The organism is Streptomyces sp. enrichment culture (genome assembly GCF_964273145.1).
In the GTDB taxonomy this organism is placed as follows: Bacteria; Actinomycetota; Actinomycetes; order Streptomycetales; family Streptomycetaceae; genus Streptomyces.
This window is the reverse complement of the sequence record NZ_OZ186873.1, coordinates 5,269,947-5,291,219: the sequence shown is the minus strand read 5'-3', so window position 1 is coordinate 5,291,219 and position 21,273 is coordinate 5,269,947. Positions and strand designations below refer to the sequence as shown.

The window sequence follows — 21,273 nt, the reverse complement described above, 5'->3', positions numbered from 1 at the left end:
TGTGCTTCGGCCGCACGACCCGGGGGACGGCCCGAGACGAACGAACGGGGTGCCGCCGGTACGTGCCGGGCGCCTGCCCGGTGCCCGCCGCCTCGCGGTGCGGCCCGTCCCGTGGGCGGCGCGGGACGGCACCGCCCCGGGCGGCGCGGGACGGTGTGACGTCCCGCGGTGCGCCGCCCGGAGGGCTCGTGGCCGGTTACGCGGTGCCGGTCAGGTGCTCGGGCCGTACCGGCGTCCGGTTCAGCTCCAGCCCGGTCGCGGCGCGGATGGCCGCCAGGACCGCGGGCGTCGACGACAGGGTGGGGGCCTCGCCGACGCCGCGCAGCCCGTAGGGGGCGTGCTCGTCGGCGAGTTCGAGCACGTCGACCGGGATGGTCGGCGTGTCGAGGATGGTGGGGATGAGGTAGTCGGTGAAGGACGGGTTCCTCACCTTCGCCGTCCTGGGGTCGACGACGATCTCCTCCATCACCGCCACGCCCAGGCCCTGGGTGGTGCCGCCCTGGATCTGGCCGACGACGGAGAGCGGGTTGAGCGCCTTGCCGACGTCCTGGGCGCAGGCCAGTTCGATCACCTTGACCAGGCCGAGCTCGGTGTCGACCTCGACGACCGCGCGGTGCGCGGCGAAGGAGTACTGGACGTGACCGTTGCCCTGCCCGGTGCGCAGGTCGAAGGGCTCGGTCGGCCGGTGCCGCCACTCCTCCTCGACCTCGACGGCCTCGCCTTCGAGGACGTCCACCAGGTCGGCGAGGACCTCGCCGCCGTCGGTGACGACCTTGCCGTCCTCCAGCAGCAGTTCGGCGGTCGCCCAGGCCGGGTGGCGGGAGGCGAACTTGCGGCGCCCGATCTCCAGCACCCGCTCGCGCACCAGCTCGCAGGCGTTCTTCACGGCGCCGCCGGTGACGTACGTCTGCCGGGAGGCCGACGTCGAGCCCGCCGAGCCGACCCGGGTGTCGGCCGGGTGGATGGTCACCCGGGCGACGCCGAGCTCGGTGCGGGCGATCTGCGCGTGGACGGTGACGCCGCCCTGGCCCACCTCCGCCATGGCGGTGTGCACGGTCGCCACGGGCTCACCGCCCACGACCTCCATGCGCACCCTGGCGGTGGAGTAGTCGTCGAAGCCCTCGGAGAAGCCGACGTTCTTGATGCCGACCGCGTAGCCCACCCCCCGGACGACGCCCTCCCCGTGCGTGGTGTTGGACAGGCCGCCGGGCAGCTGCCGCACGTCGACGCCCTCGCTGGACTCCCACTGGCGCTCCGGCGGCATCGGCATCGCCTTGACGCGGCGCAGGAGTTCGGCGACCGGCGCCGGGGAGTCGACGGGCTGGCCGGTGGGCATGAGGGTGCCCTGTTCCATGGCGTTGAGCTGCCGCAGCTCCACCGGGTCCATCCCGAGCCTCTTCGCCAGCTTGTCCATCTGCGCCTCGTAGGCGAAGCACGCCTGGACCGCGCCGAAGCCGCGCATGGCGCCGCAGGGCGGGTTGTTGGTGTAGAGGGCGATGGCCTCGATCTCCACGTCGTCGACCTTGTAGGGGCCGATGCCGAGCGAGGAGGCGTTGCCGACGACCGCCGGGGAGGCGGAGGCGTACGCGCCGCCGTCCAGGACGATGCGGCACTTGACGTGGGTGAGCCTGCCGTCCTTGGTGGCGCCGTGTTCGTAGGAGAGCTTGGCGGGGTGGCGGTGGACGTGGCCGAAGAAGGACTCGAAGCGGTTGTAGACGATCTTGACGGGCCTGCCGGTGCGCAGCGCCAGCAGGCAGGCGTGGATCTGCATCGACAGGTCCTCGCGCCCGCCGAACGCGCCGCCGACGCCGGCCAGCGTCATGCGGACCTTCTCCTCGGGCAGGCCGAGCACGGGCGCGATCTGGCGCAGGTCGGAGTGGAGCCACTGGGTGGCGATGTAGAGGTGGACGCCGCCGTCCTCCTCGGGCACGGCGAGGCCGGACTCGGGGCCGAGGAAGGCCTGGTCCTGCATGCCGAAGGTGTACTCGCCCCGGACGATGACGTCGGCCCTCCCCGCGGCCTCGTCGGCGTCGCCGCGGACGATCGGCTGGCGGTGGACGATGTTGGGGTGCGGGACGTGGGCGAAGTGGTGGTCGTCGCGGTTCTCGTGGACGAGGACCGCGTCCGGCGCCAGCGCGCTCGCCTCGTCGGTGACGACGGGCAGTTCGCGGTACTCGACCTTGATCTTGGCGGCGGCGCGGCGGGCGGTCTCCGGGTGGTCGGCGGCCACGATCGCGACCGGCTCGCCGTGGTGGCGGACCTTGCCGTGGGCGAGGACCGGGGTGTCCCGGATCTCCAGGCCGTAGTGCTTCACCTCGGCCGGCAGGTCGTCGTAGGTCAGCACGGCGTGCACGCCCGGCAGGGCGAGGGCCTCGCCCGTGTCGATGGACACGATCTCGGCGTGGGCGACCGTGGAGCGCAGGATCTGGCCCCAGAGCATGTCCTCGTGCCACATGTCGGACGAGTACGCGAACTCGCCGGTGACCTTCAGGATGCCGTCCGGGCGGAGCGTGGACTCGCCGATGCCGCCCCTCGTCCGCGACCCCTGGGTGATTTCGGCGGGTGCGCCGTCGGCCGGCATGCTCAGACCCCCTCGGACTGGCGGGCGGCCGCCAGGCGGACCGCGTCCATGATCTTCTCGTAGCCCGTGCAGCGGCACAGGTTGCCCGACAGCGCCTCGCGGATGTCGGCGTCGGTCGGGTTCGGGTTGCGCTCCAGCATCTCGTCGGCGGCGACCAGCAGGCCGGGCGTGCAGAAGCCGCACTGGACGGCGCCGGCGTCGATGAACGCCTGCTGGACGGGGGCGAGCGCCGCGTGCGGGGAGGTGCCGCCCTCGCCGGTCCGCGCCTCGCCGCCCTGGGCCCGCCGCCCCTCGGCCTCGTCCGGCGGGGTGCCGCGGGAGCCGCCGTCGCCGCGGGCGCGCTGCCGGGCGTGGTCCGCCAGGCCCTCGACGGTGACGACCTCGCGGCCCTGGACCTGACCGGCGGCGACCAGGCAGGAGCAGACCGGCACGCCGTCCAGGCGGACCGTGCAGGAGCCGCACTCGCCCTGCTCGCAGGCGTTCTTGGAACCGGGCAGGCCGAGCCGCTCGCGCAGCACGTACAGCAGGGACTCGCCCTCCCACACGTCGTCGGCTTCCTGCGGCCGTCCGTTGACGGTGAAGTTGACGCGCATCACGCAGCTCCCTCGGTGGCGCGGCGGGCGCCGCGGTAGGACTCCCAGGTCCAGGTCAGCGTGCGGCGGGCCATGACGCCGACCGCGTGGCGGCGGTAGCTCGCGGTGCCCCGGACGTCGTCGATCGGGTTGCAGGCGGCCGAGCACAGCTGCGCGAACCGCTTGGCGACCGACGGGGCGACGATCTTCCCGTTGTCCCAGAGGCCGCCCTCTTCCAGCGCCGCGTTCAAGAACTCCTCCGCGGCCTCGGCCCGGATGGGGGTGGGGGCGGCGGAGCCGATCCCCGTCCGCACGGTCCGTGTTCCGGGGTGCAGCGCGAGCCCGAAGGCGCACACGGCGATGACCATGGCGTTGCGGGTGCCGACCTTGGAGAACTGCTGCGGGCCGTCCGCCCTCTTCACGTGCACGGCGCGGATCAGCTCGTCGGGCTCCAGCGCGTTGCGCTTGACGCCCTTGTAGAACTCGTCGATCGGGATGCGGCGGGAGCCGCGCACCGACTCGGCCTCGACCTCGGCGCCGGCGGCGAGGAGGGCGGGGTGGGCGTCACCGGCCGGTGAGGCGGTGCCGAGGTTGCCGCCGACGCCGCCGCGGTTGCGGATCTGCGGGGAGGCGACCGTGTGCGAGGCGAGGGCGAGGCCCGGCAGCTCGGCGCGCAGGTTCTCCATGATCTTCGTGTACGGCACGGAGGCGCCGAGCCGTACGGTGTCCTCGCCGACCTCCCACTCGGAGAGTTCGCCGATGCGGTTCAGGTCCATGAGGTACTCGGGCCGGCGGTGGTCGAAGTTGATCTCGACCATCACGTCGGTGCCACCCGCGATCGGCACGGCGGTGGGGTGCTCCGCCTTCGCGGCGAGCGCCTCCTCCCAGCTGGCGGGGCGAAGGAAGTCCATGACCGGCTCTCTTCTCGGTTCGGTCTCGTGGGTCGTGCGGACCGAGCCGATCCGTGTGCGGCGGGCCCGGCTCGTCCCTGTGCTGTTGACGCGGAGTGGGGCCAGTACACCGCCCCGTACTCCGCGGGGGTCAGTCACGGAAACCATGAAGGAATTGGCTGGCCAGGCCGGGCATCTTGTAGATTCGTATGAACGGAGGACCTCGGTAACCTCCGTGTTTTCCCGTGGAAACACGCGACTCGACGGTGTGACGCAGGGCACATGTCCGAGTCGGCGGCGAGCGACGCTCGTCCGCCGCCGAACGGGCCCCGGCCCGGCCCCGTCGACCATGCGACGAACTCTTCTAGACAAGGAACGGCGGCGACGAGAATGCGGCTGCGCGCACTGCTGGACACCGACGCGCTGGGCCTGAGGCTGCTCGGCGGCGAGGACGAGCTGGACCGCACCGTACGCGGCGTCATGACGACCGACCTCAGGGACCCCAGCCGCTACCTGTCGGGCGGGGAGCTGGTCCTCACCGGCCTGGCCTGGCGGCGGGACGCCGCCGACTCCGAGCCGTTCGTGCGGATCCTGACGCAGGCCGGGGTGGCCGCGCTCGCGGCCGGCGAGGCCGAGCTGGGCGACGTGCCCGACGACCTGGTGGTGGCCTGCGCCCGGCACCGGCTGCCGCTGTTCGCGGTGCACGAGTCGGTGGCGTTCGCCACGATCACCGAGCACGTGGTGCGGCAGGTCTCCGGCGAACGCGCCGGGGACCTCGCGGCCGTCGTGGACCGCCACCGCCGGATGATGACGTCGGGCCCGGCGGGCGGCGGCCCGGAGGTGGTGCTGGACCTGCTCCGCTCCGACCTGGACCTGCGGGCCTGGGTGCTGTCGCCGACCGGGCGGCTGATCGCGGGCCCGAAGGCGACCGGCCCCGCCCTGCCCTCCGACGTCTGCGCGCAGCTCGCGGCCGAGCACCTGGCCGCCGCCCGCGCGGGCCGGCGCGCGCCGCACCGGGTGACGCTCGGCACCCCGCCCTCGCGGACGTTCAGCCTCTTCCCGGTGCGCAGCTCGGGGCACCGCCCGGCGGCGGCCGAAGGGGGACGGTCCCCGCAGGCCGCCCGGGAGACGGTCCTGTCCGACTGGCTGCTGGCCGTCGAGGCGGACGCCGGGGACTGGGCCGAGGAACGCCTGGACCTGCTGTACGGCGTCACCCAGCTCATCGCCGTCGAACGGGACCGGCGGGACGCGGCGCGCACGGTGCGGCGGCGCCTGGCGCAGGAGGTCCTGGAGCTGGTGCAGGCGGGCGCGGCGCCCGCCGAGATCGCGGCCCGGCTGCGGGTCGCCGCGCCGGTGCTGCTGCCCGGCCTCGGCGCCGCCCCGCACTGGCAGGTCGTGGTGGCCCGCGTCGAGTGGGAGGACGGGCAGGTTCCGCCCGGTCCGGCCGCCCAGGCCCTGCTGGAGGAGATCCTCGTCGACCCCCTGGCGGCGGGCCCCGAGCCCTCCGACCGCATCGCCGTCGCCCACACCGGCGACGAGGCCGTCGCGCTCGTCCCGCTCCCGGCCGTCTCCGGCGAGCACGAGGAGTACGGGACCGGGATCCTCGCCGACGCGCTGCTGGAGGCCGTACGGACCCCGCTGGCGGCCGGGCTGGACGGCGACGGGCGGGTCACGCTCGGCGTCAGCGCGGCGGTGCACTCCGCGGAGGGGCTGCGCGGCGCGCTGGAGGAGGCGCGGCACGCGCGGCGCGTGGCCGCCGCCCGGCCGGGCCGGGTGTGCGCGGCCGGACACCAGGAGCTCGCCTCGCACGTCCTGCTGCTGCCGTTCGTCCCCGACGACGTCCGCCGCGCCTTCACGGCCCGGCTCCTCGACCCGCTGCGCGACTACGACCGCCGCCACCGCGCCGAGCTGATCCCCACCCTGGAGGCGTTCCTGGACTGCGACGGCTCCTGGACGCGCTGTGCCACCCGGCTCCACCTGCACGTCAACACGTTGCGCTACCGGGTCGGGCGGATCGAGCAGTTGACGGGGCGTGACCTGTCGCGGCTGGAGGACAAGCTCGACTTCTTCCTGGCGCTGCGGATGAGCTGAGACCCGCGGGCCCGGGAGCCCCACGACTTTGTGAAATCTTTCACCCACCCTCTTGGCCGGGCCGGTCGGTTCGTGCTGAGATGCGGCCACCACTCGACGGCTCGACGGCGTGCTTGGGAGGGCGAGGTGGCGCATACCGCCATGTCTGGTACGGGAACGACCGCAGGTGACGATCCGCTCCAGACCGCGGTGTGGCGGCTGCGCTCGCGCGCCTGCTGGGCGGAGGCGGCGGCGCTGATCCAGCCCGTCACCGCCGCCGCCGCGCTCCAGCGGGCCGCGCTGCTGGTGGAGCGGTGCCTGTACACCGAGCAGGGCTGGGCGGAGGCCGAGGACGCGCTGCGCACCGCCGAGGCCCTCGCCCACACCGACGACGAGCGCGGGGCCGCCGCGTGCGAACGCGGGCAGCTCGCCTACGCCGCCACGCTGCACGGCGTGCGGGACCGGGCCGACGAGGCGCGCGCCGCGCTCGGCCGGGCGGCGGCGCTGATCCCGCCGGGGGCGCCGCGGCGGGCGCTGCTGGACTTCCGCAGGGGGCTGCTCGCGGAGAACCTGACCCGCTCCCCGCAGGCCGCGCGCGCCGCGTACCGGCGGGCGCACGCCGCGGCGACCGCGCACGCCGACGCGCTGCTGCTGTCGTTCACCTGGCGCCACCTGGCCGGGCTCGCCCTGCGGGACGGGGAGGTGGCGGAGGCCCGGCACGGGTTCACCGAGTCGCTGCGGATCCGCGAGGAGCTCGGCTACCTCGTCGGCACCGCCCCCGCGCTGGTGTCCCTCGCCGACACGGAGACGGAGCCGGAGGCGTCCCGGCTGCGGGAGGAGGCGCGGCGCCTGTACCGGCTGCTGGGCGGAGTGCCGACCTGGCTGGCCCGGCACCTGGCCCCACCGGCGGCGGGAGCGGCGACGGCCTGAGGAACGACCGAGGGACCGGGGCTCGCCCGGGGGGAGCCCCGGGCGAGGTCCGTCGCCCGGCGCGCGGGGCGGCGGCCGGGCGGCGCGCCGGTGGTCGGCGGCCGCTCAGGAGGGTGCGAAGTGGTCCTCCACCAGCGCCCGCACCACGTCCGGGTCCCCGGCGATCAGCGCGTCCAGCAGCGCGGTGTGCTCGTGGGCGTCGGCCACCAGGTCGGCGCGTCCGCGCACCGCGGGCAGGCCGACCAGCGGCCACTGGGAGCGGCGGTGCAGGTCCGCGGCGATCCGGACCAGCTGGTCGTTGCCGGCCAGGGCGAGCACCGCGCCGTGGAAGGCGCGGTCGGCCTCGGCGTAGCCGGCCCGGCACCCGGCGGAGGCGGCGCGGACGGTCGCCTCGGCGAAGGGGCGCAGCTCCGCCCAGCGCGCGGCGGGCACCGTACGGGCCAGGCGCAGTATCACCGGTACCTCGATCAGCGCCCGGACCTCGGCCAGCTCGGCCAGTTCCCGTCCGCTGCGCTCCAGGACGCGGAAACCCCGGTTGGGGACGACCTCGACGGCGCCCTCCAGCGCGAGCTGCTGCATCGCCTCCCGCACGGGGGTCGCCGACACGCCGAACCGCTCGCCGAGCACCGGGGCCGAGTAGACCTCGCCGGGCCGCAGGTCGCCCGCCACCAGCGCGGTGCGCAGGGCGTCGAGGATCTGCCCGCGCACGGAGGACCGCCGGATGAGGGGCCGGGTCCGGGCGGCGGGCGGCTCGCCGTGCGTGTGCTCGCCGCGCGCGGGCCCGGCCCCGCCCGCCCGGCTCCGCTCCCCGTCCGCGGCGCCCGGCTGGGGCGGCACCCGCGGCGGGCGCGCCGTGGCCTCGCCCGGGACGGCGGAGCCCTGCGTGTCCTGCTTCACGGGATCCTCCGGACGGGTCGGCGCGACGGTTCGGTGTACTGGGCGGGACGGCGTGCAGTCACCCGTCCGCCGAGCACGATAAGCGCAGTGGACGTCAGTTCACATCCCGACGATCTCCGGATAAGGTAAGGCTTACCTTTAATCAGCCCGCCCGTTGTGACGTGATCGGTGGTCCCGCATGCCCGTGCCCCGCTCGGCCGTCGCTGACGCCTACGCCCGCCTGACCGACGTCTTCCCCGGGCTGGCCGTCACCGAGCTCGGCCCGGGCGAACAGGCGCCGCGAGGCGGCGGCTGGGTCGCCGCCGCCTCGCTCGCCCAGGGCGGTGCCGACCTGACGGAGTTCCTGGCCTGGGACGACGCACAGGTGCTGCGCGACTACGGGCTGCGGGCGCGCCCGGACGTGGTGGCGAGCTTCGGGCTGCACCGGTACGCCTGGCCCGCCTGCCTGCTGATCACCGTGCCGTGGTTCCTGCACCGCAGGGTGCCCCGCTACCCCGTGACGCACGTCTCGTTCGACCGCACCGCTCCCGGTCTGTCCGTCGGGCGGATGGCCGTGCGCCCGCAGGGCTTCGCCTGCCTGCCCGGCGATCCGGCGGCCTCGCTGCCCGGCGCCCGCGTGGTCGCCGGCGAGGAGGCGCTGCGCGCCGAGGTCCGGGCCGCGGTCGCCGAGCACCTGGAGCCGGTGCTGACCGGTTTCGGACCCCGCACGCGGCGGCGCGGGCGCGCGCTGTGGGGCATGGCGACCGACGAGGTCGTCGAGGGCCTGTGGTACGTCGCCCACCTGCTCGGCGAGGAGGAGCGGGCGCGGCACGAGCTGGAGCTGCTGCTGCCGGGGGCGACCCGGCCGTACGTCGGCGCGGCGGCCTTCCGCGAGCTGACCGGTCCGGACGGGGAGCCGGTGCGCACCCGGGACCGGGCGAGCTGCTGCATGTTCTACACGGTGCGCCCCGAGGACACCTGCGCCACCTGCCCGCGCACCTGCGACGCGGACCGCGTCCGCAAGTCGGCCGCCGTCGCCCGCTGACGCGCCGGGCGCCCTCCCGCCCCCGGCGCCGGCAGGGCTCGTCCGCGCGGGGATCCCCTACGGCCGCACCCGGTCCGGGGCCGTCCCGCGGACCACTGGAAGCCTCCGCGGAACCACCCTTACCGGCACTCTTATTCGAACTCAATTCGCCTGATTCAGGCGCCAGTTCGAAAAGAACCTCGTCCCGGCCGTCCCTCCCGCCCTCCCTTGGCGGCCTCTTGCCGCGAAACCCCCTGGGGGCCACCGGCTCTGGGCCACCATGGCGGGCGTCACGCCCTATCGCACGGCAAGGGACCCAGATGAGACTGACCGACATATCCCTGAACTGGCTGCTTCCGGGCGCCGTCCTGCTCCTGGGCGTGCCGGTGGCGGTCGCGGTGCTCGCGCGCGGCAGGCGCACCTCGGGCGAGCACGCGAGCGCGGACGACTCGTGGGAGCGCGCCGGGGACCGCCGCAGGCGCAAGGAGGCCGTCTACGGCACCGTCTCCTACGTCCTGCTGTTCTGCTGTGCCGCGGTCGCGGCGGCGCTCTCCTTCCACGGCCTGGTCGGTTTCGGCGAGCAGAACCTCGGGCTGTCCGACGGCTGGCAGTACCTGGTCCCGTTCGGGCTGGACGGGGCGGCGATGTTCTGTTCCGTGCTCGCGGTGCGCGAGGCCAGCCACGGTGACGCGGCGCTCGGCTCCCGGATGCTGGTGTGGACGTTCGCGCTGGCGGCGGCCTGGTTCAACTGGGTGCACGCGCCGCGGGGCGCGGGCCACGCGGGCGCCCCGCACTTCTTCGCCGGCATGTCCCTGTCGGCGGCGGTCCTGTTCGACCGCGCGCTGAAGCAGACCCGCCGGGCCGCGCTGCGCGAGCAGGGCCTGGTGCCCCGCCCGCTGCCGCAGATCCGCATCGTCCGCTGGCTGCGGGCCCCCCGGGAGACCTACCGGGCCTGGTCGCTCATGCTGCTGGAGGGGGTGCGCAGCCTGGACGAGGCGGTCGAGGAGGTGCGCGACGACCGGCGGCGGAAGGAGGAGGCCCGGCAGCGGCGCCGCGAGCGGCAGCGCCTGGAGCGGGCGCACCTGAAGGCCATCAGCCGGGGCCACCGGGGGTTCCCCGGGCGTGGCGACGGGCCGCGGGCCGAGATCGAGGCGCAGGCGGTGGAGCGGGGCGCGGGCCGGGCCTCCGCGGAGCCCGCCCCGCCCGGGCCGGCCACGTCCACCGCGGCCCCCGTGCTGCCGGAGCGGCCGTTCCGGCGCGCGCGGCCCTCCCTGCGGCCGGCGCGCGGCGGGGCCGACCGCCCGGCCACCGTCGATCTCACCGCTGAGGACGACACCCAGGCCCTGCCTCGTCTGGACTCCCTGGAACGCAAACTCAAGGATCTGGAGCAGCAGCTGGGCTGACCGGCGGGTGGGACCGGTGAGACCGGCCGGCCCCGTGCCTCGGCTGCGGCTGCTCAGGGAAGGGGGGCGTGGCCTCGGGCCACGCCCCCCTTCGGCGGTCACGTGACCGCGGGCCGTCACGCCGCCTCGGCGTCCAGTTCGAACCAGACCGACTTGCCCACCCCGTGCGCCCGCACCCCCCACGCGTCCGCGAGGGACTCCAGCAGCACCAGCCCCCTGCCGTGCGTGGCGTCACCGGGAGCCGGGACGCGCGGCTGCCGGGGCCGCCGGGCCACGAAGTCCCGTACCTCCACCCGCAGGCCGTGCGGCCCGACGGTGGCCGTCAGGACGGCGTCGTCGTCGGTGTGGACGAGCGCGTTGGTGACGAGTTCGCTGGTCAGCAGCTCCGCGATCTCCGACCGCCCGGGTCTGCCCCAGTGCCGCAGCAGCTCGCGCAGCGCCCTGCGCGCCTCGGGGACGGCCCGCAGGTCCGCCCGCCCGAGTCTGCGTCTGAGCTGGTTCGCGGCTCCCCGGGTGCCGCCGGTCCGCTGCTCCGCCGTGCCGTGTGCCGAGGGGGTGCCGACCGTCGCCGGGCCGCCCCCTCCCGCCTGCCTCTTCATTCCCCCGCCCGCGTGCCGATGTCGGTCCCCCTGCTGCTCGAACACGTTCACGGGGATCCTTGCCCGATCGGGGGCGAGGCAGTCCTGCCGGGCCGCCGGTGACGAAGTTGGCCGAACTTGGCCCCTTGCCACAGCGGCGCGAGGGCCACCGGCACCGCGGTGCGGCTCCGTGATCGGGTGCCGGATGCCTCGGCGCGTCGGCGGCGGCGCCGGCCGCGGCGCGCGGTGGCCTGGTGGCGTCGGCGCCGGTGCGACCAGCGCGGCGGCGCGGCCGGTGTCGTGTCCGGCGGGGTGAACCGGGCCGTACGGAAGGCGCCCGCGGGGGCGCCCGGGTGTGCGGGACCGGTCCGGCGCCGTCAGCCGAGGGCGTCGAGCAACTCTCGCTCGCGCCGCGCGCTGAGACCTGCGCTCCTTTCCCGGTCCAGCCCCTGCTCGCGCTCCCAGCGCAAGGTGTCGGCCAGCATCTCCGCCGGGGGCCGGTGACGCAGCCCCGCGGCGCGCGCCGCGGACCCGTCCCTGGCCGAGAACCCCTCCCAGCCCGGCTCGACCAGCCACATCGGCAGCGACTCGGGTCCCATGTACTGGGCCACGCCGTGGGCGAGCAGCCACGCCGATCCGGCGGCGACCACCGGACCGGTGTGCCCGCCGACGGATCGGGACAGCTCGATCCACTCACCGAACGGAACGACCGGGCCGACGGCGTCGTAGGTGCCGGTGGTCCCCGTCTCGGCGGCGTCGAGCAGCCAGGAGGCGAGGTCCCGCACGTCGACCACCTGGGTGGGCAGGGCCGGCGTGTCGGGGACCAGCATCGGCCCGTGCGGATCGCGTGCGGCGCGGGCGACCCAGTAGCCGCAGCGCCCGGTGTGATCACCCGGGCCGCCGATGAGCCCGGCCCGTGCGACGAGGAGGCGGTCGCCCACGGCGGCCGCCGACGCCCGCTCGCAGGCGACCTTCGCCTCGCCGTACGACGAGCGGTCGACCTCGCTGCGGTCGGTCGGGGCGAGCAGGGCCGCGGTCTCGTCCGCCCCCGGCGTGGCGTGGGAGGCGTAGGCGCTGCCGGACGAGACGTACACCCAGTGCCCGGCCCTGCCGCCCAGCGCGTCGAGCGCCCCGCGGACGAAGCCCGGCTGCCACGACACCTCGACCACCGCGTCCCATGCGCGGTCGAGCAGGGGCCCGTACGCCGACGGATCGCGCCGGTCGGCGGCGACCAGCCTCGCTCCGTCCGCCACTTCTCCGCTCTCGCCGCGCGCGAGGCAGGTCACCCGATGGCCGCGACCGACCGCCTGCCGCGACAGCTCCCGACCCACCCATGCCGTTCCGCCCAGAACCAGGATCTCCATGCCGGCACCCAAGCACCGGGACCGCCGCCCGGCCAAGCGGATCTGCCGACAGCAGAGGGCCGGCCGCCGGACCGGCCCCGGCCTCCCCGGACGGACCTCTAGGGACGCGGGATGTTGCGCAGGTTGGAGCGGGCCATCTGGAGCATGCGGCCGACCCCTCCGTCCAGGACGATCTTCGAGGCGGACAGGGCGAAACCGGTGACCATGTCGGCGCTGATCTTCGGCGGGATGGACAGGGCGTGGGGGTCGGTGACGACGTCGACGAGGGCCGGCCCCTTGTGCCGGAAGGCGTCCTTGAGCGCCCCGGCGAGTTGCTTGGGCTTCTCGACGCGCACGCCGTAGGCGCCGCAGGCCTCGGCGACGGCGGCGAAGTCGGGGTTCTTGTTGGCGGTGCCGTGGGAGGGCAGCCCGGCGACCATCATCTCCAGCTCCACCATCCCGAGGGAGGAGTTGTCGAAGAGGACGACCTTCACCGGCAGGTCGTGCTGGACGAGGGTGAGGAATTCGCCCATCAGCATGGAGAACCCGCCGTCGCCGGAGAGGGTGACGACCTGCCTCCGCCGGTCGGTGAGCTGGGCGCCGATCGCCATGGGCAGCGCGTTGGCCATCGAGCCGTGCGAGAACGAGCCGATGACGCGGCGGCGCCCGTTGGGCGTGAGGTAGCGCGCGGCCCACACGTTGCACATCCCGGTGTCGACGGTGAACACCGCGTCGTCGTCGGCCGTCTCGTCCAGCACCGCCGCCACGTACTCGGGGTGGAGGGGGACGTGCTTGTCGACCTTCTTCGTGTACGCCTTGACGACCCCCTCCAGCGCGTCCGCGTGCTTCTTCAGCATCTTGTCCAGGAAGCGCCGGTTCTTCTTGGCCCTCACCCGCGGGGTCAGACAGCGCAGGGTCTCCTTCACGTCGCCCCACACCGCGAGGTCCAGCCGGGAGCGGCGGCCCAGGTGCTCGGGCCGGATGTCGACCTGGGCGATCTTCACGTCGTCGGGCAGGAAGGCGCTGTACGGGAAGTCCGTGCCGAGCAGGATCAGCAGGTCGCACTCGTGGGTGGCCTCGTAGGCGGCGCCGTAGCCGAGCAGCCCGCTCATCCCGACGTCGAACGGGTTGTCGTACTGGATCCACTCCTTCCCGCGCAGCGCGTGCCCCACCGGGGACTTGATCTTCTCCGCGAACTCCATGACCTCGGCGTGCGCGCCCGCCGTGCCGCTGCCGCAGAACAGGGTGACCTTGTCGGCGTCGTCGATCAGCCGCACCAGCCGGTCGATCTCGCCGTCCCCGGGGCGGACGGTGGGACAGGAGGTGACCAGGTCGGTGTCGGCGGTGCGTTCCGGGGCGGGCTCGCCCGCGACGTCACCGGGGAGGCAGACGACGCTCACGCCGCGCCGGCCGACGGCCTGCTGGACGGCGGTCCGCAGCACCCTCGGCATCTGTTGCGGGGTGGAGACCAGTTCGCAGTAGTGGCTGCACTCGGTGAACAGCCGGTCGGGGTGGGTCTCCTGGAAGTAGCCGAGGCCGATCTCGCTGGACGGGATGTGCGAGGCGAGGGCGAGGACGGGGGCCATGGAGCGGTGGGCGTCGTACAGGCCGTTGACGAGGTGGAGGTGGCCGGGCCCGCAGGAGCCGGCGCACGCGGTCAGCTCGCCGGTGATCTGCGCCTCCGCGCCGGCGGCGAAGGCGGCGGCCTCCTCGTGCCGCACGTGCACCCAGTCGATGGCGGCGTGGCGGCGTACGGCGTCCACGACGGGGTTGAGGCTGTCGCCGACGACGCCGTAGAGGCGCCGGACTCCGGCACGGGCGAGGATGTCGACGAACTGTTCCGCGACGTTCTGTCTGGCCATGGCTGTGGTGTGCCCTTCGGTCCGCTGGGTCCTCGGCTTGCTCCGGGTGCTCCGGGAGTGCTCCGGGTTCCTGTGGGGGCTTCGGGGCCTCCGGAGGCTCCCCGGGTCCCATGAATCCACAGCGGGCGCCGTCACGCCTCCCACACGGCGGCGGCCGTACGGTCGTCGGCGTACCCCTTCGCCCTGACCCGGGCGTCGGCGTGGAACGCGGCGAGGCCCGGCGCGGTGGGGGCGGACCAGCGCCGCGCGAGGTGTTCGCGCAGTTCCGCCTCGCCGCGCAGGGGCTCGGCCAGACCGGCGGTGCACATCAGGAGCACATCACCCGGGCGGGCGACGCAGGCGCGGAAGCGGAAGGGTCCGTGGGGCGGTCCGGCGGGCTCCCCGTACGGGCCGGGCGGCGGGGCGGCGCCCGGGTCCGGGGTGAGCCGGCCGCCCTCGGGGGCCCGCTCCGGCGACGGCCCGGATCCGATGCCGCGGGTGCCGGGGGTGCCGGGGGTGCCGGGGGTGCCGGGGGCATCGGCGACGTCGGCGGCACGGGGTTCCATGTCCTGCCACGCGCCGTCCCGCAGCCGGAACAGCCCGCCCGCTCCGACGCCGAAGAACACGCGCGTACGGCAGTCCGGGTCGCCGGGCAGGAGCAGGCAGCGCAGGGTGGCCGCGTACGCGTCGGGGGTGAGGCCCTGTTCGGCGGCGCCGGCGCGGAGCCTGCCGAGGCTGCGGTCGGTGAGGCGGCGCAGGCCGGACTTCAGGTCGTCGCGCCGGGCGGCCCGGAGGTCCGCCAGCAGCCACGGGTGGCTGCGGCCGACGGCCCGGGTGATCCAGCGGCAGAGCTCGGCGGCGGCCCGGTGCGCCCCGGGGGTGGCGCGGGCCCCGGTGGCCATCGCCACCAGGACCAGCGTCCGGTCGCCCGCGCCGAAGCGGGCGACGAGCAGCGCGTCGCGGCGCCGCTCGCCGCGGAACCGGGCGGAGTCCCCGCGCAGGGAGACGGCCCGCAGGGTGCAGGTCCCGTAGTGGGCGCCGTCCAGCACGGTGTCCGGGATCAGGTCGTCCGGGTTGTCGGGGTCGGCGGACGGCAGCGCGGTGGGCTCGGGGTCGTAGGTGGGCGGACCGGAGCCGATGTGGTCGCGGGGCTCGGGCGGGGGTGCGGCCGGTGCGGCGGGAAGGGGGCCGCTCGGGACGCCTGGGGTGTCGTACCGGGTGGGAGGGGGCTCGGGCACGGGAGGAACCGGGGCCGGGGACGCGGGTGGGGAGGGGGGAGGGGACGACGGGGAACGGAGCGGGAACGAGGGCGGGGGCGGTGGCGGTGGGGGTGGGGGTGTGGGCGTGGGTGGGACTGCCGGTGCGGTCGCCGGTGGCGGTGCGGGTGCGGTCGCCGGTGGGGGTGTGGGCGGGTCGGGCGGCCTGCGGGGGGCCGGGACGTCCGCGGCCGGGGTTTGCGCGGGGCCCGGTCCGGCCGGCCGGTGGGATCCCGGTCCGGGTCCGGGCGGGAGGACGACGGGGTCGGCGGGTGGGGCGGGCGGCGGTTCCCAGGGGGCGCGCGGGGGCGGCGGACCGGCGCGGCGCGCGGCGTCCTCGGAGTCACCGGCGCGCCGGTCCCCGGCACGGGGCGCGGGGACGCCGTCCGCGGTGTCCGGCGGCCGGGGCGGACGGCCGGCGGCGTCCGGCGTGAGGGGGCCGCCGGGAGCGCGTGGGCCCGCGTGCCGCCCCGCGTCGTCCGCCGGTGGCCCGTCCGCCTCCCCCACCGCCTCGGCCGCCGAGGTGAACCGGTCGTCCAGGGAATCGGCCGCGGCCGTGGGACCGGTGTCGCCGATGGAGTCGTCGTACAACTGCCCCCACCAGTCGTCCTCGTGACCGGTGGGCCTTCCCCCCTGCTGGCTCATGTCCCGATTGTCCACCGCGCGGGCCGCGGGAGAACGGGAGATCCGGAAATTGCGCCGGACCGCGACCGGCGGGAACGCCGGGGCGGGTGGGACACCGAACGGCCTTACGGCGATGCGGCGGTGGCCGCCGGACGGTTCCACCCCCCGCGGAGGAACCGCCCGGCGACGCCGGAACGGCTCCGCGTCCCGGGCTCCCGGAGGGGCCCTGCGGACGGCCGCCGGGGCCCCGGCGCCCCCGCCTTGGCAGAGGGGCGGGCGGTACGGCGATGATGTGCGCAGGCGGGTTCGCGCCGTGGCCGTTTTCCGCCACGGGCGGCGGGGCGAGCCGGGTTGGGCCGGGTTCAGGGGAGGGGCTGCGCTTGATGCTGGGAGTGCTGGGGCTGGACGAGACGCACGAGGCGGCGTACCGGACGCTGGTGGCCGTGGGCGCCGCCGACGTGCCCGATCTCGCGCGGCGGCTGGCCCTCGGTGAGCAGGCCACCGAGCACGCCCTGCGCCGGCTGGAACGGCAGGGGCTCGCGGCCCGGTCCTCGGCACGGCCCGGCCGCTGGGTCGCCGCGCCGCCGGGTGTGGCGCTGGGCGCGCTGCTCACCCGGCAGCGGCACGAGCTGGAGAAGGCGGAGCTGGCGGCGGCGCTGCTGGCGGAGGAGTACCGGGCGGCGGCGGCCGAGCCCGCGGCGCACGACCTGGTCGAGGTGGTGACCGGCGCGGCGGCGGTCGCCCAGCGCTTCCTCCAGCTCCGGCTCGGGGCGGGCGAGGAGGTGTGCGCGCTGGTCACCGGCAACCCGATCGCCGTCTTCGGAGCGGAGAACGACGCCGAGGAGCAGGCGGCCGGACGCGGGGTGCGCTACCGGGTGGTGGTCGAGCGGGCGGTGCTGGACCTGCCGGAGGGCGTCACCGGGCTGACGGCCGCGCTCGGCCGTGACGAGCAGGTGCGGGTGGCGGACCGGGTGCCGACCAAGCTGGTGGTCGCCGACCGGTCGCTGGCCCTGGTGCCGCTCACCGCGCGCAGCGCGGAGCCCGCCGCGCTGGTCGTCCACGCCAGCGGGCTGCTGGAGCTGCTGCGCGGCCTGTTCGAGTCGGTGTGGCGGGACGCGCTGCCGCTGCGGCTCGGCCCGTCCGGGGTGACCGAGCGGGAACCGGACGGCCCCGACCCCACCGACCTGGAGATCCTGTCCCTGCTGCTCGCCGGCCTGACCGACGCGAGTGTCGCCAAACAGCTCGACCTGGGGCTGCGGACCGTGCAGCGCCGGGTGAAGCGGCTGATGGAGCTGACCGGGGTGACGACCCGGCTGCAGCTGGGCTGGCACGCGTACGAGCGGGGCTGGGTGGCCCGGGAGCGCTGACCGCCGCGTCCGCGGCGCGCACCGCACCGGTTCTGCGGGCGCCGCCGGCCTCCCGCACTCTGGTGGGATGGGAGTGGTGGAGCTCCTGCTGGCCGGCCTGGTCATCCTGCTCGGGCTGTGCGGGGTGCTGCTGCCCGGGGTGCCCGGCTCGTGGCTGGTGTGGGCCGGCGTCCTGTGGTGGGCGCTCAAGGACCCCCGCCCGGTGGCGTGGAGCGTGCTGGTGGGGGCCACCGCCGTCCTGCTGCTCTCCCAGGCGGTGCGCTGGGCCCTGCCGCCGCGGCGGCTGCGCGCGAGCGGCGCCACCGGCCGGCTGGCGGTGTTCGCGGGAGCGGGGGCCTTCCTCGGGTTCGTCCTGATCCCGGTGGTGGGGGCGTTCCCCGGCTTCATGGGCGGCGTCTACCTCGCCGAGCGGCTGCGGCTGGGCCGGCACGGCGAGGCGGTGGCGGCGCTGCGCGCGGTGATGCGCTCGGGCGGCTCCGGCGTGCTGGCGGAACTGTTCGCCTGCCTGCTGGTGGCGGCCGCGTGGCTGGGGGCGGTCATCGCGGGCTGAACCCGGCGGGAACGTCCGCCCGGCCGAGCACGCCCTCCAGCGTCAGCAGCCGCGTCTTGCACGCGAGCCCGCCCGCGTATCCCGTCAGGGAGCCGTCCGCGCCGATCACCCGGTGACAGGGCCGGACGATGAGCAGGGGGTTGGCGCCGATCGCGCCGCCGACCGCCCGGACCGCGGCCCGGGAGGCGCCGATCCGCGCGGCGATCTCGCCGTACGTCGTGGTCGTCCCGTACGGCACGGCGTCCAGGGCGTCCCACACGCGCGTGCGGAAGGCGGTGCCCTCGGCGCGCAACGGCAGCCGGAACTCCCTGAGCTCCCCGTCGAAGTAGGCGGCGAGCTGCTCGGCGGCGGCGCGGAAGGGCCCGGGATCGCGCCGCCAGTCCTCCTGGACGGTTCGCCCGCCCCTCTGGCCGGGGACCGACACGGAGGTGAGCGCCCCGTCCGGGCCGGCGGTGAGCAGGAGCCGCCCGACGGGGCTGTCGAGGGCGGTCCAGTAGGTGGTGCCGGCCTCGGCGGACGCGGTGTCGATGGTCACGGTGTCGATGGTCACGGATACTCCAACTCTCCTGCCGCGCACAGGTGGTGCAGGGCGTACGAGCGCCAGGGGCGCCAGGTGTCGGGGGCGTCCACGCCGGGCGGGGCCACGTCCGGGTCGCCGAGGGCCCGGACGCGGATGACGGCGGCCGTACGGGCGTCCAGGCCCGGCAGGGCGAGCAGGGCCCGGTGGGCGCCGTCCCGGTCGGCGCCGGGGTCCAGGCGTACGGTGCCGTCGGCGAGGGCGGCGGTGAGCGCGCCCAGGGGGCCGTCGGGCTCGGCGGCGGCGAGGGTGGCCGGTTCGGGGAAGACGTGGGTGAGGCTACCGCAAGGGGCGTCCAGCCGTTTGCCGTACCGCCGGACCAGCCGCGCGGCCCGCGCGCTCCCCACCAGCGCCCGCACCGCGAGCTCCTCGGGGTCGACGGCGCCGGGTGAGCGCAGTCCGGGGCGGGCGGCGACCAGCGGGGCGAGCCGGGGGTCGGCGCCGAGCCGCTCGTCGACGGCGTACGGGTCGGAGTCGAGGTCGAGCAGCCGCCGCAGCCGCTGGACGGCGGTGGTCAGGTCGCGGTGGTCGGTGAGGTGCAGCCGGGCGTCGAGCCAGCCGCCGGGGTGGGCGCCCCGCCGGGCGGTTCGCGCGGCGCCCGGGCGTTCGTGGACGGTGGCGATCGCGGTGCCGTGCGGGAGGCGGAGGGTGCGCCGCAGGACGCGGTGGCCCGGTGTGCCGGTCACCTCCTCGATGCCGGCGACGGCTTCCCGCTGGAGCAGGTCGAAGACGGGTCCCGCCCGGTAGGGGCCGCGGTGGGCGAGCCGCAGCGGGATCCCGGCGGCCGGGGCCGGCGCGCGGCGGGCCCGGCCGCCTCCGGGCGCGGCGGCGCGCAGCTCGCCGGGGGTCGCCGCGTACACGGCGCGGACGGTGTCGTTGAACTGCCGCACGCTGGCGAACCCCGACGCGAAGGCGATCTCGGTGACGGGCAGGCCGGTGGTCTGGAGCAGGACACGCGCGGTGTGCGCCCGCTGGGCGCGGGCGAGGGCGACCGGTCCGGCGCCCAGTTCGGCGGTGAGCTGCCGCCGCACCTGCCGGGTGCTGTAGCCGAGGCGGGCGGCGAGCCCGGTGACGCCCTCGCGGTCGACGACGCCGTCGCCGATCAGCCGCATGGCCCGGCCCACGACGTCGGCGCGCGCGTTCCACTCCGCGGAGCCCGGCGCGGCATCCGGACGGCACCGCCGGCAGGCCCGGAACCCGGAGCCCTGCGCGGCGGCGGCCGTCGCGAAGAACCGCACGTTGTGCCGTTTCGGCGTGACCGCCGGGCAGCTGGGCCGGCAGTAGACGCCGGTCGTCTCGACGGCGAAGAAGAACGCCCCGTCGAACCGGGCGTCCCGGCTGCGCACCGCCTCGTACCTGGTGTCCTCGTCCATCACGTTGTCCAGTCTCCGCCGGTCCGGCCGTCCGGGCTGGCGGAAATCGGACATGACGGTGCTCCTGCCGCCGCTGCCGCCGCGCGGGGCCGGCCCCTACCGCAGACGTCCGCGCTTGGCCTCCATCGCCGCCCTGCCCTGGGCGCCCCGGCGCTTCCATTCCCTGCGCATCTCGGCGCGGAGCCGGGCGTCGGTCCTGGCGGCGATGCGCTGGTTCTCCCGCAGCAGCTTGCGGTAGCTCTCCAGCCGCCGTCCGGGCAGTCGACCGGCGTCGAGGGCGGCGCGGACCGCGCAGCCGGGCTCGCTCTCGTGGGCGCAGTCGTGGAAGCGGCACCCGGCGGCCAGTTCCTCGATCTCCGCGAAGACCTGGCCGACGCCGTCGCCCGCGTCCCACAGCCCGACCCCGCGCAGCCCGGGCGTGTCGATCAGCACTCCCCCGCCGGGCAGCGGGAGCAGGTTGCGGGTGGTCGTGGTGTGGCGTCCCTTGCCGTCGACGTCCCGGGTGGCCCGGACGTCCATGACGTCCTCGCCGAGCAGCGCGTTGGCGAGGGTGGACTTGCCGGCGCCGGACTGCCCGAGCAGCACGGTCGTGCCGCCGCTGACGACGGCGGACAGGACGTCGAACCCCTCCGCGGACAGCGCGCTGACGGGCAGCACCGGCACGCCCGGGGCGGCCGTCTCGACGTCCTGGACGAGGTGCGCCAGCGTCGCCGGGTCCGGCACGAGGTCGGCCTTGGTGAGCACGACCACGGGCTGCGCCCCGGACTCCCAGGGGTCCGCCGCCTTACGCAGCAGTGCCTCACCCGTCGAGCAGGACATGGCCAACGCCAGGAACCGCTCGATCCGCGCGTAGTCGAGCTCGACCGCGAGCGACACACAGATCACGACATGGTCGATGTTGGTGGCCAGCACCTGACCCTCGGACCGCTTCGAGGAGGTCGACCGCACGAACGCCGTCCGCCGCGGCAACAACGTCCGCACGTAACGGGGGGTGGAGCCCTCCGGGTCGACCGCGGCCCAGTCCCCCGTGCACACGACCTTCATCGGGTCACGGGGAACGACGAACTCGGTGTCCGCCCGGACCACACCGTCCGGAGTGGCCACATCGCACAGCCCCCGGTCGACCCGGACCACCCGGCCCGGTACCAGACCCTGCACGGCATACGGGGAGAACTCGGCCTCCCACCCCTCGTCCCAGCCGAAGCGGGCCAGCGGGTGCGACGAAGCCGAAGGAGAAGAGAGATTCAAGGGAAACCCTTCGAAGGGCAGCCCCCGGCGCCACGCATCACAGGCGCGGAAGGAGGGAGGCGTCAGCCGGAGACCACGGAGGTGAACGGAACGAGCGACTGGATGCGGGCAGGGCCCACCACGGAGACAGCCATCGGTCACACCTCCCGGAGATCTCGGTTCGAACGAAC

At 75.8% G+C, this 21,273-nt stretch carries 17 protein-coding genes; 6 read left to right on the top strand and 11 right to left on the bottom strand.

The window, feature by feature from the left end:
* Positions 1 to 196: 196 nt before the first annotated feature.
* From ACSU6Z_RS23775 to ACSU6Z_RS23765, 3 genes are read right to left on the bottom strand one after another with little or no spacing between them, the layout of a single operon-like run.
* On the bottom strand, positions 197 to 2,581 hold the full coding sequence (locus tag ACSU6Z_RS23775; RefSeq protein ID WP_437048551.1) for a xanthine dehydrogenase family protein molybdopterin-binding subunit: 2,385 nt from the start codon (positions 2,579 to 2,581) through the stop codon (positions 197 to 199).
* Between the two features lie 2 nt (positions 2,582 to 2,583).
* On the bottom strand, positions 2,584 to 3,174 hold the full coding sequence (locus ACSU6Z_RS23770) for a (2Fe-2S)-binding protein (RefSeq protein ID WP_437048549.1): 591 nt from the start codon (positions 3,172 to 3,174) through the stop codon (positions 2,584 to 2,586).
* A complete protein-coding gene (locus tag ACSU6Z_RS23765; protein ID WP_437048548.1) occupies positions 3,174 to 4,064 on the bottom strand; it encodes an FAD binding domain-containing protein in 891 nt (296 codons plus the stop codon). The genes ACSU6Z_RS23770 and ACSU6Z_RS23765 overlap by 1 nt, the downstream gene beginning before the upstream one ends.
* Before the next feature lie 369 nt (positions 4,065 to 4,433).
* Here ACSU6Z_RS23765 and ACSU6Z_RS23760 point away from each other — a divergent pair, with 369 nt between their 5' ends.
* Both ACSU6Z_RS23760 and ACSU6Z_RS23755 read left to right on the top strand, forming a co-directional pair.
* Positions 4,434 to 6,134 (top strand): PucR family transcriptional regulator, encoded by a 1,701-nt coding sequence (locus tag ACSU6Z_RS23760; RefSeq protein WP_437048546.1) that lies wholly within the window; start codon positions 4,434 to 4,436, stop codon positions 6,132 to 6,134.
* A gap of 141 nt (positions 6,135 to 6,275) precedes the next feature.
* Complete coding sequence (locus ACSU6Z_RS23755) at positions 6,276 to 7,043, top strand: hypothetical protein (RefSeq protein ID WP_437048544.1); 768 nt, start codon at positions 6,276 to 6,278, stop codon at positions 7,041 to 7,043.
* A 105-nt stretch (positions 7,044 to 7,148) separates the two neighbouring features.
* On the opposite strand, the gene ACSU6Z_RS23750 is transcribed toward ACSU6Z_RS23755, so the two are convergent.
* Positions 7,149 to 7,940, bottom strand: a complete 792-nt coding sequence (locus tag ACSU6Z_RS23750) for a GntR family transcriptional regulator (RefSeq protein WP_437048542.1) — start codon at positions 7,938 to 7,940, stop codon at positions 7,149 to 7,151.
* A 178-nt stretch (positions 7,941 to 8,118) separates the two neighbouring features.
* Between ACSU6Z_RS23750 and ACSU6Z_RS23745 the strand changes: the two genes are divergently transcribed.
* Both ACSU6Z_RS23745 and ACSU6Z_RS23740 read left to right on the top strand, forming a co-directional pair.
* Positions 8,119 to 8,964: a (2Fe-2S)-binding protein gene (locus ACSU6Z_RS23745; protein ID WP_437048541.1), complete on the top strand. Its 846-nt coding sequence runs from the start codon at positions 8,119 to 8,121 to the stop codon at positions 8,962 to 8,964.
* A gap of 299 nt (positions 8,965 to 9,263) precedes the next feature.
* Entirely contained in the window at positions 9,264 to 10,346 is a 1,083-nt protein-coding gene (locus ACSU6Z_RS23740; protein ID WP_437048539.1) for a DUF2637 domain-containing protein, read from the top strand.
* Positions 10,347 to 10,462: 116 nt separating this feature from the next.
* Here the strand turns inward: ACSU6Z_RS23740 and ACSU6Z_RS23735 are convergent, their stop codons facing one another.
* The 4 genes from ACSU6Z_RS23735 to ACSU6Z_RS23720 form a co-directional block, all read right to left on the bottom strand.
* A complete protein-coding gene (locus ACSU6Z_RS23735; protein ID WP_437050450.1) occupies positions 10,463 to 10,945 on the bottom strand; it encodes an ATP-binding protein in 483 nt (160 codons plus the stop codon).
* 356 nt (positions 10,946 to 11,301) lie between these two features.
* Complete coding sequence (locus ACSU6Z_RS23730; protein ID WP_437048537.1) at positions 11,302 to 12,288, bottom strand: NAD-dependent epimerase/dehydratase family protein; 987 nt, start codon at positions 12,286 to 12,288, stop codon at positions 11,302 to 11,304.
* Positions 12,289 to 12,386: 98 nt separating this feature from the next.
* Positions 12,387 to 14,129 carry a pyruvate dehydrogenase gene (locus ACSU6Z_RS23725; protein ID WP_437048535.1) on the bottom strand — a complete coding sequence of 581 codons (1,743 nt, stop codon included), beginning with the start codon at positions 14,127 to 14,129 and terminating at the stop codon, positions 12,387 to 12,389.
* A 131-nt stretch (positions 14,130 to 14,260) separates the two neighbouring features.
* Positions 14,261 to 15,346: a protein phosphatase 2C domain-containing protein gene (locus tag ACSU6Z_RS23720; protein ID WP_437048534.1), complete on the bottom strand. Its 1,086-nt coding sequence runs from the start codon at positions 15,344 to 15,346 to the stop codon at positions 14,261 to 14,263.
* Between the two features lie 1,025 nt (positions 15,347 to 16,371).
* Here ACSU6Z_RS23720 and ACSU6Z_RS23715 point away from each other — a divergent pair.
* Positions 16,372 to 17,355: a winged helix-turn-helix transcriptional regulator gene (locus ACSU6Z_RS23715; protein ID WP_437048532.1), complete on the top strand. Its 984-nt coding sequence runs from the start codon at positions 16,372 to 16,374 to the stop codon at positions 17,353 to 17,355.
* Positions 17,356 to 17,422: 67 nt separating this feature from the next.
* Entirely contained in the window at positions 17,423 to 17,905 is a 483-nt protein-coding gene (locus ACSU6Z_RS23710) for a DUF456 domain-containing protein (RefSeq protein WP_437048530.1), read from the top strand.
* Here the strand turns inward: ACSU6Z_RS23710 and ACSU6Z_RS23705 are convergent.
* From ACSU6Z_RS23705 to rsgA, 3 genes are all read right to left on the bottom strand, one after another.
* A complete protein-coding gene (locus tag ACSU6Z_RS23705) occupies positions 17,892 to 18,455 on the bottom strand; it encodes a methylated-DNA--[protein]-cysteine S-methyltransferase (RefSeq protein ID WP_437048528.1) in 564 nt (187 codons plus the stop codon). The two genes, ACSU6Z_RS23710 and ACSU6Z_RS23705, sit on opposite strands and share 14 nt — an antisense overlap.
* On the bottom strand, positions 18,452 to 19,855 hold the full coding sequence (locus tag ACSU6Z_RS23700; RefSeq protein WP_437050449.1) for a DNA-3-methyladenine glycosylase 2 family protein: 1,404 nt from the start codon (positions 19,853 to 19,855) through the stop codon (positions 18,452 to 18,454). The genes ACSU6Z_RS23705 and ACSU6Z_RS23700 overlap by 4 nt, the downstream gene beginning before the upstream one ends.
* A 96-nt stretch (positions 19,856 to 19,951) precedes the next feature.
* Positions 19,952 to 21,103, bottom strand: coding sequence for a ribosome small subunit-dependent GTPase A (gene rsgA, locus ACSU6Z_RS23695; protein WP_437048526.1), 1,152 nt, complete (start codon positions 21,101 to 21,103; stop codon positions 19,952 to 19,954).
* Positions 21,104 to 21,273 lie beyond the last annotated feature (170 nt).

Bases quoted from the DNA above. Each gene is read 5' to 3' on its own strand.
- ACSU6Z_RS23775 (WP_437048551.1), bottom strand. From the start codon at position 2,581: ATGCCGGCCGACGGCGCACCCGCCGAAATCACCCAGGGGTCGCGGACG.
- ACSU6Z_RS23770 (WP_437048549.1), bottom strand. From the start codon at position 3,174: ATGCGCGTCAACTTCACCGTCAACGGACGGCCGCAGGAAGCCGACGAC.
- ACSU6Z_RS23765 (WP_437048548.1), bottom strand. From the start codon at position 4,064: ATGGACTTCCTTCGCCCCGCCAGCTGGGAGGAGGCGCTCGCCGCGAAG.
- ACSU6Z_RS23760 (WP_437048546.1), top strand. From the start codon at position 4,434: ATGCGGCTGCGCGCACTGCTGGACACCGACGCGCTGGGCCTGAGGCTG.
- ACSU6Z_RS23755 (WP_437048544.1), top strand. From the start codon at position 6,276: ATGTCTGGTACGGGAACGACCGCAGGTGACGATCCGCTCCAGACCGCG.
- ACSU6Z_RS23745 (WP_437048541.1), top strand. From the start codon at position 8,119: ATGCCCGTGCCCCGCTCGGCCGTCGCTGACGCCTACGCCCGCCTGACC.
- ACSU6Z_RS23740 (WP_437048539.1), top strand. From the start codon at position 9,264: ATGAGACTGACCGACATATCCCTGAACTGGCTGCTTCCGGGCGCCGTC.
- ACSU6Z_RS23735 (WP_437050450.1), bottom strand. From the start codon at position 10,945: ATGAAGAGGCAGGCGGGAGGGGGCGGCCCGGCGACGGTCGGCACCCCC.
- ACSU6Z_RS23730 (WP_437048537.1), bottom strand. From the start codon at position 12,288: ATGGAGATCCTGGTTCTGGGCGGAACGGCATGGGTGGGTCGGGAGCTG.
- ACSU6Z_RS23725 (WP_437048535.1), bottom strand. From the start codon at position 14,129: ATGGCCAGACAGAACGTCGCGGAACAGTTCGTCGACATCCTCGCCCGT.
- ACSU6Z_RS23715 (WP_437048532.1), top strand. From the start codon at position 16,372: ATGCTGGGAGTGCTGGGGCTGGACGAGACGCACGAGGCGGCGTACCGG.
- ACSU6Z_RS23710 (WP_437048530.1), top strand. From the start codon at position 17,423: ATGGGAGTGGTGGAGCTCCTGCTGGCCGGCCTGGTCATCCTGCTCGGG.
- ACSU6Z_RS23700 (WP_437050449.1), bottom strand. From the start codon at position 19,855: ATGGACGAGGACACCAGGTACGAGGCGGTGCGCAGCCGGGACGCCCGG.